The sequence below is a fragment of the Staphylococcus agnetis genome (assembly GCF_002901865.1).
GTDB classification, from domain to species: Bacteria; Bacillota; Bacilli; order Staphylococcales; family Staphylococcaceae; genus Staphylococcus; species Staphylococcus agnetis.
This window is the reverse complement of sequence record NZ_PPQF01000034.1, coordinates 1-14,883: the sequence shown is the minus strand read 5'-3', so window position 1 is coordinate 14,883 and position 14,883 is coordinate 1. Positions and strand designations below refer to the sequence as shown.

Here is a 14,883-nt window from a genome sequence, read left to right as displayed (position 1 = left end):
AGATGTGTATAAGAGACAGGTATATACCTTAATATAATGAATGATTAAAAAAATAGTTACAACTTTTTAACAAAATTAATAAAAATATTTGAACGTGAAGGATAAATGATAACAAATGAAATTGTTTAGTTATGATAAACATTCATATAGGGCGCTATTCTTTCACGTTTTTGAAAAGTCATCGTTTATGCTAATATGAAGATAATAGAAATAAGCTACGTATAGAACCTCATATCATTTCGGTATATTATTACAATCGTGAGGAGAAAGTTATGGAAATTATCTCTAAAATTATTGAATTTATCTTCGTTCAATTATCAAATTAGATAGGCATGTTCTCCACTTTTAAAAGAAAAAGACAGCAAAAGAAGGGATGAACAATGATGAATAGCAACATATTTTGGGAGAAGTTCGTTGAAAAATATCCAGAATATCAATCATATTCTTATACAGCATGGCAATTTGGAGTTGATGCGTCACATTTAGCAAATTTAGTGATTCAAGGTAAGAAAACAGCGACGACAAGCGTCTATACACTCTATGCCATTGATGCTGAACCTTTACCAAAAGCAGGAGACTTAAGTATTGTTTTGAGCGACACAAACGAGCCTATGTGCATTATTAAAACAACGCGTGTTGAAAAAGTACCTTATTGTGAGGTGATTGCGAAACATGCTTTTTTAGAAGGGGAAGGCGATCGCACATTATATTATTGGAAAAAGGCGCATGCGGAGTTTTTTAATGAAGAGTTTCATAAATATGGTTTAGTATTTAATGAACGTGAATTGATGGTTTGTGAAACTTTTGAATGTCTTTTTTATTAAAGTTAACCTCACAAACTTTCAACTTATTTACAGAAATTTTTAGCAGTTGATATCATGCGTTTACTAAACGTCTAATGATGATAATGTCAATTTTAAAAAAGACAAACCTTTCTCTTTAAAAGTTAGGTTTGTCTTTTGTCATGCGTTGTTCATGCTCGAGTAATTGTATCTTACGATGTAGACCACTATTAAATCCTCCGAGACTTCCATCTTTACGCAATACACGATGACAAGGGATTATAATAGAAATTGGATTTTGGCCTATTGCAGTAGCTACTGCACGCGTACTTTTTGGGCGTCCAATTTTTTGTGCAATATCACTGTAATTCACAGTTTGTCCCATATTTAGTTCTCGTAATGCTTGCCAAACACTTTGCTGAAAAGGGGTACCTGTATCCAATTGTAACGGGGTTGTAAAGGAGTGATACGCCCCATGTAGATAAGCAGTTAATTCGTAAATCACTTGATCGATTAAAGCTGAAATTGAAACTCGGACAAGGCGTCCGCGCTGCGTTAATTTTTGAAGTGCTGTCTCGTAATCTTTGGCATCTTTGAAGCTTAATAGCACAATAGCTTCTTCAGTTGCCACCGCGCGCATTTCACCTAATGGTGTCATAAAATCTTTATAATAGTATTTCATCTTGATTCCTCACATTATTTGGGCTTAAATCCATCGACACTGATAGAAACATTTTGTTTTCCAAATGCTTGTATCATTAAATTTTGTACATATTGATAGGCATCACGTTGAAACCAGTCCATTTCGTCGATAGATGCATAGATATTTTCTATATTTAATGATTGGGTTCGTCGCCCGTTAGAACCATCTCCCATAAAATAATCATCTACCGTCACCTGATCTGTATAAGGTTTTAATAATTCAGCGAACTGATCCGTACACGGCAATACAGGTGCCACTGCCACTTGAACCGGAATATGTGCTTGCTTTAATTTTTTTAGCGTAGACAATCGTGCTTGAATACTTGGTGCGTGCGGCGTAAAGTGACGGATGATTTCTTCTCGATCGGTTTCTATCGTCATGCTTACGATAAAGTCGCCTTTATACGTTGATAAAAGATCAATATCTCGTTGGATTAAAGTACCTCTAGTTTGTATAAATAAAAAATCTGGTGGCGTTTCATGCATTACTTCTAACAATTGACGTGTGACTTTATACTTTTTTTCAATCTGTTGATAGGGATCAGTTGATGAAGACATAAATAGGGTTGTAGGTCCTTTTTGTTTTGCTCTTAACAATTCCTTCTTAAATTGATTAGACACGTCTTCTTTAACGGTAACCCATTCTCCCCATGTTTTACCTGAAAAGAGCGATATAGGTGATTTTCTTACATAACAATAATGACAGCCAAATTGACATCCCATGTATGGGTTTAATGTATGTGTATAATCTGATAAGAAACCGCTTGCTTTTGTAAGAAATTGTTTAGGTTGTCGAAATTCAATATCCATATCATCATCCCCCTTAATATGAAACGACGAAATCAAATCTATGTTGATCTCGTCGTTAATCATGTGTTTGCATCTATGATGATTTATGCTTGTAATTCTTCGATTGCTAATGCGATTTTACTAAATACATGTTCAATCTCGTCTTTTTCAATACAGCTAAATGCAATTCGTATATCTTGTTCGTTAAGCGAGATAATACCAATTGAATATTTTTCAAGTAAATATTGGCGTAACGTTTCAGCATCAACACCGAATACTTGAAGTGCCATGAAATAGCCGGAATTAAAGTCATAAGGTTGCCATAGTGATTGGTACTCGTCTCTATAAACGATGTCTTTTGTCACATTATAGCGTTCACGTAATGTTTCGATGTTGTTTTGTATTTGTGCATCAAATGTTTCATTATTTTCTAAAACATATTGTACTGCTGCTTGAGATGGCGTTGCACCACTTGAAATGTTACTACGAATTAATCCTTTTAATTTGGCTTCTAATATCGATTTTGTTTCATCATCCGATAAACCAAATGTCATGAAACCAACGCGGAATCCCCATGCGAAAAACTCTTTTGTCGCGCCATCTAAACGTACGGGTAATACACGTTCATTTTGAAGTTGAGTTAATGCTGTGAAAATCGATTGTTCATATACTTCCTCGTAGAAAAGACCGTAATAGGCGTCGTCAACTACAGCAATGACATTAACACCACGCTGAGCAAGCTTATCTATTGCGTTAACAATACTTTGAACTTCAGGTTGCGTAGGTGTGTAGCCAGTAGGGTTGTTCGGATAATTCAAAATCAATATTACTTTCTCTTGATCAATTTGTTCTAATTTATTTACTAAACCTTCAGTTGTATAGTGTCCTTCGTTAGTAAAGATTGGGTATGTTTCAATATTTGCCTGATGGCGTACCCCGAAAACAAGCTTATAATTGCCCCAATTATGATTTGGTAATAAAAGGGTATCATTTTCATTAACGAACATATCACCAACTAAAGATAATCCGTGTGTCAGTGCATTCGTCACTACAGGTGTGCTTATTTGGTCTTCAGCAAGATCAGGATTTTCTTTCAACATTTTTTGTTTCCACAACAGTCGTAGTTGTTCTAAGCCTTGTGGCGGAGCATATGAAAAAACTTCATCCGTTGACATGTGATTAAACATATCATATAACGCACCTGCGTACATCTTTCCATCTTTTGTTGTGGCCATACCAATTGTCGCGTTATAGTCTGATGATTTTGCTTCAGCGGATTGTGTCAAAATACCTTTAGGGTAGTACATGCTTTTACCTAAATCAGATAGCATGTCTAATACGATAGGGTTTGAACGATTTAATGCGTCATTTAATGAGAGTGCTAGCGGGTTCATAAACGTCAACCTTTCCATAATTATAGATACTCTTACTATACCTTGAAATACATAAAAATTAAAGAGATGGAAAGCGTATTCAATGAATATCACAATCGAAATGGTCGGTAGGAAATTAAATATTAAATTTGATATACTAATACTAATTGAGGTGAAAGAATGATTAAACATTTAACTAAAATATTTTTACTGTTAGCGATTATTGTATTTTTAATAGGGGCATTCTTTCAATTCCAAGAAGAAGAAGCATCAGCAATAAAATTGTTTTTAGCCTCTATTTTGTTTATGATATGTGCTTTTATAAGCCGTAACAATGATAGGAAAAAGGGAAGATAACATACATCTGACATTTACGTACGCTGAGTCAATTTATTTGAAGAAGAGGGAAGATGCCTCTTCTTTTTAGCTTTTAAACCAAGTTATTTTTTGATGAGGTGGCTTAAGTTTAAAATGACCTAAAATTGATACATGAACAGTTGCGCTTCATTTGATAATTTTGTTATTGTAACCATGGTACTTGTTTACCAAACACTAATATATTTAATTTTAACAAGTTATTAATTTTACGTGATTATGATGATTTATGAAACCAAGAAGTTGTCACTAACATGTGAATATGTATTTTGAAAATTACAATGTTAAGAGGAATGTACAAACAGGTGTTTAATTAAGCTCTAATAAACTATCTTTGATTGCGAAAAAGTGAAAACAATATACACCTTTTGTGCCAAGAAATCAATTTTATATGGGAAAATTGGCTTGACCAAGTGACATATGACAACGTTTCTGTAACATGGATACAATAGGTTACATACATTTGGGTATTTTTTAAGAAAGTAATGGCAGCGATAACGACTTAAATATTGCAATAGGTACGTTAATAGAAATGAGGAGGACATTGATATGCATTTAAAAAATATCACAAAACGATATGGTGATAAAACAGTATTAGATGCCATAGATTTTGCGTTTAATGATAGTAAAATTGTGGGTTTAATAGGAAAGAATGGTGTAGGTAAAACCACCATTATGAAAATTATGAATGGAAACATCGTGAATTATTCAGGTGATGTTCAGATCGGCAAAGATGAAAATATAGGTTATTTAATCGAACATCCAAAATTATACGATAATAAAAGTGGTTTATATAATTTAAAGCTTTTCGCACATGTATTAGGTAAAGGTTACGATAAAGCATACACTGAATCTATTATTCGCGCATTCGGCATGGAATCGTATATTAAAAGAAAAGTAGGCAAATACTCAATGGGGATGAAACAAAAACTTGCCATTGCAGTGTCACTAATGAACAAACCTAAATACTTAATACTTGATGAGCCTACAAATGGGATGGATCCTGATGGTTCCATTGATGTTTTGAAGACCATTGAAAAACTAGTTCATGATTTAGATATGAAAATTTTAATTTCAAGCCATAAATTAGAAGATATTGAGTTGATATGTGATCGAGCAGTTTTCCTTAGAGATGGACATTTTGTTCAAGATGTTAATATGGCAGAAGGACAAACGTCAGATCAAACTCTAATACAAGTCGACCACAACGATTTTGACAATGCATTACAATACTTGGAATCTCATTTTAAAGTGATACAAAGTATAAGAGAAAATGGAGAAATTATTTTAAATGCACAACAAAGTTATCAACCTTTATTAAAAGGGCTGGCTACGATAGATATTTATCCTAATTTTATCGAAACACGTCGCGCTTCTCTGAGAGACACGTATTTCAATATTAATCAAAGAGGTGGCCAATCATGAACATCATGCAATTAATCAAATATGATATCATTAGTATTTTTAAAAGCCCATTAACTTATATCGCATTAGTGTTAGGGATTGCACCTGTTCTCATAGCTGTAGGTATTAATGTCGGTAATCATAGAGACGTAGATCCAGTCATTATGTTTAGTGTTGGAAAATGGTTCTTTTCACTCATCGGTTTAATGTTTATTGTTAAAACTATCACAAGAGATACAAGCCAAGGAACAATTCAACTATTTATCAACAATACGAGAAATCGTGTGAGTTACTTTATTGCGAAATTTGTATCGATAATCTTAATCTCTTTACTAATGACAGGTGTTGTTGTTTTAATGACATATAGCATTACTTGGACGACAAAAGGACCGTCATTTGAAACAAAATACGTATGGGAATTAATCGCGTTTTATCTCATGTTATTTATGATTTATGGTTTGGTATTATTTTTAATTAATTTATTTGTTCAAAAACCAGCATTAGTCTACACATTAGGTATTTTATTACTTTTAATATTACCTGTTGTAAAGCCATTTATTCCGTTAATTCCGGAAATTGGTGAAAAAATTAATGACGCTTTAAAATATATTCCATTCAGTTATTTAAGTGATATGTCGATGAATGTGGATTTAGATTTTACTAAATGGCAATGGGCGATTAATGCATTCACACTAATCATCTTCTTTATTATAAATATCGTTATTATTAAAAAGAGAGATATTTAACACGAACGCCATTTAGCGCTTAAATTGGAAATATTAATACGATAAGCCTTCAAAATTCGATGTATGAATTTTGAGGGCTTTTTACTATTTAATGATAATTAATGACGATAAGAAACGATGCTACTTCTATAAAATTTAGAGGAGAAAGCGTTTACACAAACGGCGAAGTATATTAGAATACTTGTATACAACTTAGAGGTGATATGATGAAAGTTCCTGAAAAATGGTTATACCAACAAAATACAGGTGAAAAAATTGCAACAGTATTACGCTTTAATATTATCAATGGCCATTATTTAGAACATACCGTTTTAACAGAAAATCAAATTGCGCAACAATTTAATGTGAGTCGTTCTCCGGTAAGAGATGCTTTCAAAATACTGAATCAAGAGCATATGATACGACTTGAAAGAATGGGGGCAGAAATTGAGCCATTTCCACAAACAAAACAGCAAGAACTCACTGATATTCGATTAATGATTGAATCATTTGCGTTTACTAAAGTCACTTCAAACGATGACATATCATTGCTTCTTCAAGACATGTACCAGACGCTTGAAATGATGCGTGTATGTGTTCAATTTAAAGATGCTGTGGGTTTTGCTGAATATGATTTACAATTTCATGAGCATCTCGTCTATGCATGTCATCACGATGCGCTTATGAATATATGGCAGTCTCTTCGTCAAAAATTACTGTGCACGGTGTACATCAGTATGGCTACACGTATGGAATCTGATATCGATGACTTTAAACGCATTCTTGATAATCATAGATTGTATATAGAAGCTGTCAGGGACAGAGATAATACTAAAATGTATCAAGCGTTTAAAGCTAATTTTAGTGATTTAAATGACAACATTGGTGCTTTTTGGAGAACACAATAATGGGGGAGATTCATGTGAATACATTGAGTATAGGTGTAGATATTGGAACAACTAATACGAAAGCTGTGTTATTTGATAATTCAGGGCAAGTGCTCATCCATGAACAATATTCATATCCGCTCATCACAACTGACGCTGATACAGCAGAACAACATCCACAATCGATTTTAGAAGCGGTTGAATTCGTACTGATGAAGGTGATTCAGGCATCCAAACAATGGGGGGAACTCTCACATATTGCATTTAGTGCACAAATGCATAGTTTAATTATAGTTGATGAACATATGGTTCCACTTACAAATTCAATCACTTGGGCAGACAATCGTGCAAAATATTGCGCTGAAAAATTGAAACACAATCAAATGGGGGACTTAATTTATCGCAACACAGGGACCCCTATCCATGCAATGTCACCGCTATGTAAGTTGTTATGGTTCAAAGAAACACAACCTGATTTATTAAAAGCAACACATAAAGTGATTGATATTAAAACATTCGTTTTATATCACTTATCGGGTCAGTGTGTGACAGATATGTCAATCGCTTCAGCAACGGGTCTTTTTAATATTCATAAAAAATATTGGGATGATACGGCACTCAATCTTGTAGAACTCGCTTCACATCAACTCCCACAAGTTGTATCCACAACGTATTGCTTATCGATGTCTGAAAATGCTAAAAACCGTTTCCATTTACATAAGCAAGTACCAATGGTTGTTGGAGCGAGTGATGGTGTACTCTCCAATTTAGGTGTGGATAGTATGCGTCCTGGCGAAATTGCTGTAACTATTGGGACGTCAGGGGCTATTAGATCTGTAGTTCATGAACCGCTTATCGATCCAGAAGGACGAACATTTTGTTACATATTAGATGACTCACATTACGTCATCGGCGGTCCTGTCAATAATGGTGCTGTTACATTACAATGGCTCGGTGAACAAGTATTACACTATCCCCATCATTCAGAAGACCCTATTGATTTTGAAGAAATGATGCATCGTGCAAAATCTGTACCTATTGGTTCTGATGGATTAATATTTCACCCTTATTTATCCGGAGAACGTGCACCGTTATGGTCATCTGATGCAAAAGGATCTTTTATTGGTCTAACATTAGCACATCATCAAGGACATGTGATCAGAGCAGTGATGGAAGGTGTCATTTTCAATTTATATAGTGTTATGACAACTTTAACGCAGATTTCCAACATAACACCAACCTCCATTAAAGCAACAGGTGGATTTTCTAAAAATGAACTATGGAGGCAAATAATGGCTGATATATTTAACTGTCAAGTCATTGTACCGGAAGATTATGAAAGCTCCTGCCTTGGAGCAGTTATATTAGGAAAAAAAGCGTTGGGCCATCTTAATGATTATGAAGAAATATCATCGTGGATAGGTAAGACGATTTGTCATGAACCCATAAAAGGGCACGTCCAACAATATAAAGTACTTGGATCCATTTTTTTAGATATTCAAAAGCAATTGTTAACTACTTATAAACATATCGCAGTATACCAACAGCAATTTAAAAACCAAACAGATGAGAGGGATCACAATGATTTATGATATATGGCCTATTTTAAGTGTCGTTATCGGCATACTTTTATTACTAATACTGATTATGAAAGTTAAATTGAATACATTCATTGCATTGATTGTAACTGCAGTAACGACTGGGATATTGTTAGGTATGCCATTGGACAAAATTATGACTACCATTGAAACAGGAATGGGCGGAACGCTAGGTCATATTGCACTGATCTTTGGATTGGGTGCCATGTTAGGTAAATTATTAGCTGATGGCGGTGGTGCAACGCAAATTGCGGATACACTCATCGCAAAGTTAGGTCAACGTTATGTCATGTGGGCGATGGTAATTGCCTCGTTTATCATTGGGATTGCATTATTTTTTGAAGTCGGCTTAGTTTTGCTTATTCCACTCGTATTTACAATAGCCAAACGTATGAAGATATCACAGTTAACGATAGGTTTGCCCATGGTAACAGCACTTTCGGTGACGCATGGCTTTTTACCACCGCATCCAGGTCCTGTCGTTATTGCCAAAGAACTTAATGCGAATATTGGAGAAGTGTTGTTATATGGTTTTATTGTGGCTATACCAGTCACTATTATAGCGGGTCCTTTATTTGTAAAACTCGCACCTCGATTAAGTCCCCAAGCTTTTTATAGAGAAGGAGATATATCGTCACTTGGAGCGTCAAAGTCTTTTGATAAAGCAGAATTACCTAGTTTTAAATTAAGTACTTTCACCGCATTATTACCTGTCATTTTAATGTTAATTACCACGGTGTGGCAACTTATTTCGGGTCACCAACAAGGTGCAACGAATTTCTTTGAACGTATTCTTTATTTTACAGGGTCTGCTGGAACGGCAATGCTTTTAGCAGTTATATTTGCGATATACAGTATGGGTTTAAAGCAGCGTAGAAAAATGTCTGAAGTGATGGATTCTGTAACACAAGCAATCTATCCTATAGGAATGATGATTTTAATTATAGGGGGAGGGGGCGCATTTAAGCAGATTTTAATTGATGGTGGTGTTGATAAAACAATTGAGCACTTTTTTATCGGTTCTCAGTTATCACCGCTATTACTAGCTTGGTTAGTAGCAGCTTTATTGAGACTAGCATTAGGATCAGCCACAGTTGCTGCGATATCCACAACAGGTATTATTCTCCCTTTACTACAAACAGCTGATGTGAATTTAGCTTTAGTCGTATTAGCAATTGGCGCTGGCAGTGTATTTTGTTCGCATGTGAATGATGCAGGTTTTTGGATGTTTAAAGAATATTTTGGCTTAACCGTTAAAGAAACATTTTTAACATGGTCTTTAGTAGAAACGATTATATCTGTATCAGGTTTCGTTTTTGTTTATCTCTTAAGTCTAATTGTGTAAAGTGAATTTTCTAAGGGTATAACGTAGTAAAATATAAAGAGGTGACGATGATGCCCTGGACTATGTCAGATTATCCTAGCAGTTGGAAAAATTTAGAAAAACTTGAACGAAAAAAAGCAATCGATATTGGCAACGCGATGTTAAAAGACGGCTATAAAACATCAGATATCATCCCGATTGCAACTGCTCAAGCGGAAAAATGGTATCAAAATGCATCACAAGCAGAACGTGACCAGTTAAATCAAAAAAACATTACACAGCATGAGAAAAATCAATCAGCTAATCCTTCGTTAAATCAACGTGATGTACATGTTTATTTTGAAGATAACGTTTGGAAGGTTAAAACAGAATCCGCACAACAAGCAAGTGACACCTTTGACACTAAAAAAGATGCGATTGCACGTGCAAAAGAGATTGCAAATCATAAACAGACACGTGTTCAAACACATACAAAAGAATAAAAAATAACACACCTATCACGATGTAGAATTATGATAGGTGTGATTATATTTATAAACTTTTTATAATTGATTCGTATACATCGTTCCAAAATGTATGATCTGTTAAATATCGATTTCGAACCGTTTGATGAAATTCTTTTTCTTTATCATCATACGACTCATCTGATTGATCAGGTAAGTTTTGACGTAATGTATTAACGAACTTTTGAACAGATAATGCTCTTGGCCCCCATACTGCTATTTGTTCGTATTGATCATTCATAAAAATAAATATAGGTATCGCTCGTGCTCTCCCGTTCGTTAAGTATTGATCGATAAGATCGGTATTTTCATCTCTATAAAATGCACGTACTTCTAAATTAAGATGCTCAGATATGTGTTTTAAAATTGCATTATTCATCATTGCATCTGTGCACCAATCTTCTGTAATGATGAGTACATGTCTATACCCTTTATCTTTTAATGATTCTAATCTTGCATCATCCTTAGGAAAATCAAAACTATTGTAGATACTTAATAACCCCTCTTTATTAACATTCATATCTTCAATATATTGATTGATAGGTTTAGCCTGTTGATAATATGTTTTTAAATGCGCCATAAAAAACACCCTCCTTCGTTGATAATATTATACCAAGCTCTGTATTGAAAGAAAATTAAAAAGATTACAACAAATTAAGAATGTGACATTTACAATACAAATAATGGTACAAGGTTTAAATTTTTATTGGTTCAAATTATAATTTTAAGTGTTGAAATTATTATTTGAAAAAAGGGGGGAGATTAATGGATAAAATTACTTTCTTAAATGAATTAGAACATCAATTAAAGCGGCTACCTAATGATGTGATTGATGATATTATGAATCAATACGAAAATCATTTTTATAAAGAAAATGAGAAAGGTAAGACAGATCGCGAAATTATATTATCTCTCAACAAGCCAAAACATATTGCAAAGAAAAAATATGCTAAATATGCTGTTAATGATGCTGAGAAAGAACCTGATTTTAGTCATTTAAGACGTGCTGTTCTCGCCACAATTGGAATGAGTATAGTGACGTTATTTTTTGTCGTTGTCCCATTAATTTTCCTTCTATTATTAATTATTATTAGTATTTTTATCTCATTAGGCATGATACTCGCACCTATTATTGTTTTCCTGACACAGTTGTATTCAGGAATTACTCAATTTTCACTAAGTAATTATTTATTTAGTTTTGCGTATTCTGGCTTAGGTATTATGTTATTTGTAATTATAGTTAAAGTAGTTTGCCTTTTACGTATTGCCTTATTACGTTATTTAAAATGGAATATAAATTTTATTAAAAAAGGGACATTTCAATCATGAAACGATTATTTTTAATGGGATTAACAATGTTTCTCATATTTTTCTTAATGGGAACACTCGTATGGTTCTTGTTTGAATCACACCATAGTCAAACACAAACTACTGAAAAAGCGTTTAAGAGATCGAATATTGAAACTTTAAATGTAAATGCTAACAATGCGGATGTATATGTAAAAAAAGGCTCTCACTTTCATGTAAAATATGATGGTAAAGCCAGAGTTAATATTTCTAAGCAAAATAAAATACTTCAAATTTCTGATAGTCAAGCCACTAAGAAGCGCATGATAGATGTCAATCCGTTCAATAAGTCTAAAGAACGATTAGAGATTACAGTACCTGAGAAATATTTAGAAGAATTAAATTTGACTACGCGTGTAGGCGAAGCGCATATTCAAGGTATAAAAAGTAAAAGTGTCACGATTTGGTATGAATCTACGGGTCAAGTGAACATTGACCATTGTCAGTTTAATGCTACAAATATTAAGGCTAAGGATTCATTTGTTAATATCACTAATAGTAGTCTTTCGGATTCTGATATATCAGTGCAAAAAGGGAAAATCACTGTTAATCAAGCACTTGTACGTAAAAGTGTTTTCAAAGTTAGTGAAGGTAGTATGATTCTTAACAATTTAAAACCGGAATGTGATTTTAAAGGGGCTGTTAATCATGGTGAAATTTCAATGCGTTATTTAAACGCACCTGAAGATGTGATGCTCAAGTTAAATCCAGAAAATGGGAATATCAATATGAACACACCACATTTACATCAAGGGAAAAATGGTAAAGGTACACACCTCATCGAACTTTATACGAATCATGGTGATATAAATATTAAATAAAAAGAAGGAACGTTATTAGCTTTGCAACAAGCGCTTTATAACGTTCCTCTTTTTGTTATAAGTTTAATGCGTGGCAAATGGAATTTCTGTATCAATTTGGCCCTCTAAATGTGTGATTTCAATTGTTTCGGCATTTAACCATTTACCAAAGTTTAAAGCTATTGGTGGTTGTCTTTCACCTAAACTGATCCAAGCAGTTAAAGTTTTTGGCTCATACATAGTCGTATGTATTGTCCCGCTCCAACTTTTGAACAATTTACTATAAATACCGTATTGTGGATCGTTAAACCGCTTAAAGATTTCAAAACGATCGCCTTGGTTTTTTATTTGATACTCAAGTTGCTCTAGTCTTTCTTTAGATTCCTTAATATAGTTTCTATTCTCATGTGTTAAATATTTAAAATGATTAGTACACGTATCATCATAACGTACATGTATGTTTCTAGGTGTCACTTCAACGATTGCATGTTTACCCGTTTGGTCTTGTAATATATAGCTGAAAGAGCTACGGTGAGGGATAGTTTGAAGTAGTTTAATGCCTTCTTCAACATTACGGCACGTTTCTAAGATAAGACGACCTATCATATAACAAACAAAACCATTTGCTGGCTTTTTACGATGCATAAAATTATATGCCATTACCAAACCGTGTTCATTCATACCATCCATCCGGCCTGTTGTGCGAGACATAGGACCTATCTGAGCGTAACCACCATCTGTAGGACGGTAAAGTTGATAACGACCATCGTATGTCGCTGGGTGATAGTCATAGTTTCTTACGATAAAATCTGGTCCAACAAACACTGTACATCCACTATCTGGTAAGTCTGTAAAACGGTAATGTGCGAAATTTAATATTGCTTGCTTTGTAGAAATGTTCAAAGTATCCTGAAGACCTTTGATTTCTTCCCATATCGCTGGTGCAAATGTTTGAAATATACGGTAGGTTTCAGGTATATCGATATCAAAGCGTGGCACGCGTTTTTTCCATTCTTTCTCTCTATTTTTTAACATTTGAGTCGTCTGCATCCACTGTGCAACTTGAACGCCATAATCATAATGTGTTCCTTCAAATGTTTGTATATCTATACGGACGTCCTGCATCATTCATATTCCTCTCTGAAATCTATTTAACACAATTTGTTACGATGTTGTAATACTTCTTTAATGGAATTTGTATATTAACACTCATATAATAACATTATCTACAATTATAATTATTGAATAGCTCATTTAAGGAGTGATTGTAATGTGGCTTGAAGCATACTTACGCACTAAACGATGGTTATATCGCAACTTTGTAAGTTAAAATGAAAAAGATTGTTACAAACTTGAAGCAACCGTTTCAAGTGGGGTAACAATCTTTTTTTATTAAACATCTGTTACATTAGGAGTAATGTAAACGGTTTTTATTTTGTTATGTTTACTAGAGCTATCACCGAATGTTAATGTGACTAACGTTTTAGTTTGTTTCTTGTAATCTTGATTTTCATTCGTGTAAGTATAAAACATAATCATTTGGTTGCCGTGAATATGAGCACGATGAATCATTTCAAAATTCCACTGTAATTGAGAATCAGCTTCTACAGCTGCCATACGTGTGGCTAACAAATGAATGAGACGTGATTTATTTAAGGCAATTGGATCTCCGAAATCATTGATGTAATACGCAGAAACCGTATCGTCAATCATGTCTGATACACGTTCAAGATCATGATTTTTCCAAGAATTAAGAAATGATATATAAGGCATTGGCGTTACCTCTTTCTTACTGTTATTGTATTAAATGTAACATATTTTTATTGCGATATGAATAATAAGGAGTAATCGTAGAAGAAAGGGGTATAAGTTTCTTGTGACATATTGAGTATGTTATAATCATACATAGATAGACTAAACATTGGGATTTTGAGGTGAAACATTTATGTGTAAATTTATTGCTGGTATCTTTAAAGTATTCTTTGCTTTAATGCTTGTAATGACTGTACTTGTAGGTCTAGGTGTTGCTGTATTAGCATTTGTATTTAAAAAAGACTTTGAAGATATTGAAAACAAAACAAAACAAATTATTGCTGATATTGAATCAAATCAATCGTAATCTAAAACGAACACAATTTTGTGTTCGTTTTTTTGTTTCCAATTGAAATTTGTTCAAATGCATAACTATCTATCTACATTATATAAGTTTTGTTGAATAATTTTTAAATAAAGGGTAAGGTGATGATTTTGTATCAAAGTCAAAATGTACTCGTT

At 33.6% G+C, this 14,883-nt stretch carries 17 protein-coding genes; 11 read left to right on the top strand and 6 right to left on the bottom strand.

Translation table 11 applies throughout. The annotated features are described in order from the left end of the window. Positions 1-383: 383 nt before the first annotated feature. Complete coding sequence (locus CD172_RS06275) at positions 384-824, top strand: ASCH domain-containing protein (RefSeq protein ID WP_103345806.1); 441 nt, start codon at positions 384-386, stop codon at positions 822-824. A gap of 115 nt (positions 825-939) precedes the next feature. Here the strand turns inward: CD172_RS06275 and CD172_RS06270 are convergent, their stop codons facing one another. The 3 genes from CD172_RS06270 to CD172_RS06260 form a co-directional block, all read right to left on the bottom strand. Beyond that, on the bottom strand, positions 940-1,464 hold the full coding sequence (locus CD172_RS06270; protein ID WP_103345803.1) for a methylated-DNA--[protein]-cysteine S-methyltransferase: 525 nt from the start codon (positions 1,462-1,464) through the stop codon (positions 940-942). 14 nt (positions 1,465-1,478) lie between these two features. Further along, complete coding sequence (locus CD172_RS06265; protein WP_103345802.1) at positions 1,479-2,294, bottom strand: SPL family radical SAM protein; 816 nt, start codon at positions 2,292-2,294, stop codon at positions 1,479-1,481. Positions 2,295-2,377: 83 nt separating this feature from the next. Then, entirely contained in the window at positions 2,378-3,667 is a 1,290-nt protein-coding gene (locus CD172_RS06260; protein ID WP_103345805.1) for an aminotransferase class I/II-fold pyridoxal phosphate-dependent enzyme, read from the bottom strand. Between the two features lie 162 nt (positions 3,668-3,829). Here CD172_RS06260 and CD172_RS12730 point away from each other — a divergent pair, with 162 nt between their 5' ends. From CD172_RS12730 to CD172_RS06230, 7 genes are all read left to right on the top strand, one after another. Continuing rightward, positions 3,830-4,003, top strand: a complete 174-nt coding sequence (locus CD172_RS12730) for an SE1626 family protein (protein WP_234022042.1) — start codon at positions 3,830-3,832, stop codon at positions 4,001-4,003. Between the two features lie 567 nt (positions 4,004-4,570). Beyond that, positions 4,571-5,446, top strand: coding sequence for a phenol-soluble modulin export ABC transporter ATP-binding protein PmtC (pmtC, locus tag CD172_RS06255; protein WP_103345801.1), 876 nt, complete (start codon positions 4,571-4,573; stop codon positions 5,444-5,446). After that, the gene (pmtD, locus tag CD172_RS06250) at positions 5,443-6,171 is read left to right on the top strand and encodes a phenol-soluble modulin export ABC transporter permease subunit PmtD (RefSeq protein WP_103345800.1); all 729 of its coding nucleotides are present in this window, start codon (positions 5,443-5,445) and stop codon (positions 6,169-6,171) included. The genes pmtC and pmtD overlap by 4 nt, the downstream gene beginning before the upstream one ends. A 206-nt stretch (positions 6,172-6,377) precedes the next feature. Further along, the gene (locus tag CD172_RS06245) at positions 6,378-7,058 is read left to right on the top strand and encodes a GntR family transcriptional regulator (RefSeq protein WP_103345799.1); all 681 of its coding nucleotides are present in this window, start codon (positions 6,378-6,380) and stop codon (positions 7,056-7,058) included. Next, positions 7,058-8,629 carry a gluconokinase gene (locus CD172_RS06240; protein WP_103345798.1) on the top strand — a complete coding sequence of 524 codons (1,572 nt, stop codon included), beginning with the start codon at positions 7,058-7,060 and terminating at the stop codon, positions 8,627-8,629. The genes CD172_RS06245 and CD172_RS06240 overlap by 1 nt, the downstream gene beginning before the upstream one ends. Further along, positions 8,619-9,980 carry a gluconate:H+ symporter gene (locus CD172_RS06235; protein WP_103345797.1) on the top strand — a complete coding sequence of 454 codons (1,362 nt, stop codon included), beginning with the start codon at positions 8,619-8,621 and terminating at the stop codon, positions 9,978-9,980. The genes CD172_RS06240 and CD172_RS06235 overlap by 11 nt, the downstream gene beginning before the upstream one ends. Positions 9,981-10,030: 50 nt before the next feature. Continuing rightward, on the top strand, positions 10,031-10,441 hold the full coding sequence (locus tag CD172_RS06230) for a DUF2188 domain-containing protein (RefSeq protein WP_060551459.1): 411 nt from the start codon (positions 10,031-10,033) through the stop codon (positions 10,439-10,441). A 49-nt stretch (positions 10,442-10,490) separates the two neighbouring features. Here the strand turns inward: CD172_RS06230 and CD172_RS06225 are convergent, their stop codons facing one another. Next, the gene (locus CD172_RS06225) at positions 10,491-11,042 is read right to left on the bottom strand and encodes a thioredoxin family protein (RefSeq protein WP_060551458.1); all 552 of its coding nucleotides are present in this window, start codon (positions 11,040-11,042) and stop codon (positions 10,491-10,493) included. Between the two features lie 185 nt (positions 11,043-11,227). On the opposite strand from CD172_RS06225, the gene CD172_RS06220 reads away from it, so the two are divergent. Both CD172_RS06220 and CD172_RS06215 read left to right on the top strand, forming a co-directional pair. Next, positions 11,228-11,791, top strand: a complete 564-nt coding sequence (locus CD172_RS06220) for an HAAS signaling domain-containing protein (RefSeq protein WP_103345796.1) — start codon at positions 11,228-11,230, stop codon at positions 11,789-11,791. Beyond that, the gene (locus CD172_RS06215; RefSeq protein ID WP_103345795.1) at positions 11,788-12,630 is read left to right on the top strand and encodes a DUF4097 family beta strand repeat-containing protein; all 843 of its coding nucleotides are present in this window, start codon (positions 11,788-11,790) and stop codon (positions 12,628-12,630) included. Before CD172_RS06220 ends, CD172_RS06215 begins: the two co-directional genes overlap by 4 nt. 63 nt (positions 12,631-12,693) lie before the next feature. Here CD172_RS06215 and CD172_RS06210 read toward each other — a convergent pair whose 3' ends face one another. Together CD172_RS06210 and CD172_RS06205 are read right to left on the bottom strand one after the other, a co-directional pair. Beyond that, a complete protein-coding gene (locus tag CD172_RS06210; RefSeq protein ID WP_103345804.1) occupies positions 12,694-13,734 on the bottom strand; it encodes a C45 family autoproteolytic acyltransferase/hydrolase in 1,041 nt (346 codons plus the stop codon). Positions 13,735-14,001: 267 nt separating this feature from the next. Continuing rightward, positions 14,002-14,382, bottom strand: coding sequence for a hypothetical protein (locus CD172_RS06205; protein ID WP_037566976.1), 381 nt, complete (start codon positions 14,380-14,382; stop codon positions 14,002-14,004). A 172-nt stretch (positions 14,383-14,554) separates the two neighbouring features. Between CD172_RS06205 and CD172_RS12725 the strand changes: the two genes are divergently transcribed. After that, positions 14,555-14,728, top strand: a complete 174-nt coding sequence (locus CD172_RS12725) for a hypothetical protein (protein WP_086375163.1) — start codon at positions 14,555-14,557, stop codon at positions 14,726-14,728. Positions 14,729-14,883 lie beyond the last annotated feature (155 nt).

What these genes read in the sequence shown, in the direction of transcription:
- CD172_RS06275 (WP_103345806.1), top strand. Translation starts at nt 384, where the DNA reads ATGAATAGCAACATATTTTGGGAGAAGTTCGTTGAAAAATATCCAGAA.
- CD172_RS06270 (WP_103345803.1), bottom strand. Translation starts at nt 1,464, where the DNA reads ATGAAATACTATTATAAAGATTTTATGACACCATTAGGTGAAATGCGC.
- CD172_RS06265 (WP_103345802.1), bottom strand. Translation starts at nt 2,294, where the DNA reads ATGGATATTGAATTTCGACAACCTAAACAATTTCTTACAAAAGCAAGC.
- CD172_RS06260 (WP_103345805.1), bottom strand. Translation starts at nt 3,667, where the DNA reads ATGAACCCGCTAGCACTCTCATTAAATGACGCATTAAATCGTTCAAAC.
- pmtC (WP_103345801.1), top strand. Translation starts at nt 4,571, where the DNA reads ATGCATTTAAAAAATATCACAAAACGATATGGTGATAAAACAGTATTA.
- pmtD (WP_103345800.1), top strand. Translation starts at nt 5,443, where the DNA reads ATGAACATCATGCAATTAATCAAATATGATATCATTAGTATTTTTAAA.
- CD172_RS06245 (WP_103345799.1), top strand. Translation starts at nt 6,378, where the DNA reads ATGAAAGTTCCTGAAAAATGGTTATACCAACAAAATACAGGTGAAAAA.
- CD172_RS06240 (WP_103345798.1), top strand. Translation starts at nt 7,058, where the DNA reads ATGGGGGAGATTCATGTGAATACATTGAGTATAGGTGTAGATATTGGA.
- CD172_RS06235 (WP_103345797.1), top strand. Translation starts at nt 8,619, where the DNA reads ATGATTTATGATATATGGCCTATTTTAAGTGTCGTTATCGGCATACTT.
- CD172_RS06230 (WP_060551459.1), top strand. Translation starts at nt 10,031, where the DNA reads ATGCCCTGGACTATGTCAGATTATCCTAGCAGTTGGAAAAATTTAGAA.
- CD172_RS06225 (WP_060551458.1), bottom strand. Translation starts at nt 11,042, where the DNA reads ATGGCGCATTTAAAAACATATTATCAACAGGCTAAACCTATCAATCAA.
- CD172_RS06220 (WP_103345796.1), top strand. Translation starts at nt 11,228, where the DNA reads ATGGATAAAATTACTTTCTTAAATGAATTAGAACATCAATTAAAGCGG.
- CD172_RS06215 (WP_103345795.1), top strand. Translation starts at nt 11,788, where the DNA reads ATGAAACGATTATTTTTAATGGGATTAACAATGTTTCTCATATTTTTC.
- CD172_RS06210 (WP_103345804.1), bottom strand. Translation starts at nt 13,734, where the DNA reads ATGCAGGACGTCCGTATAGATATACAAACATTTGAAGGAACACATTAT.
- CD172_RS06205 (WP_037566976.1), bottom strand. Translation starts at nt 14,382, where the DNA reads ATGCCTTATATATCATTTCTTAATTCTTGGAAAAATCATGATCTTGAA.
- CD172_RS12725 (WP_086375163.1), top strand. Translation starts at nt 14,555, where the DNA reads ATGTGTAAATTTATTGCTGGTATCTTTAAAGTATTCTTTGCTTTAATG.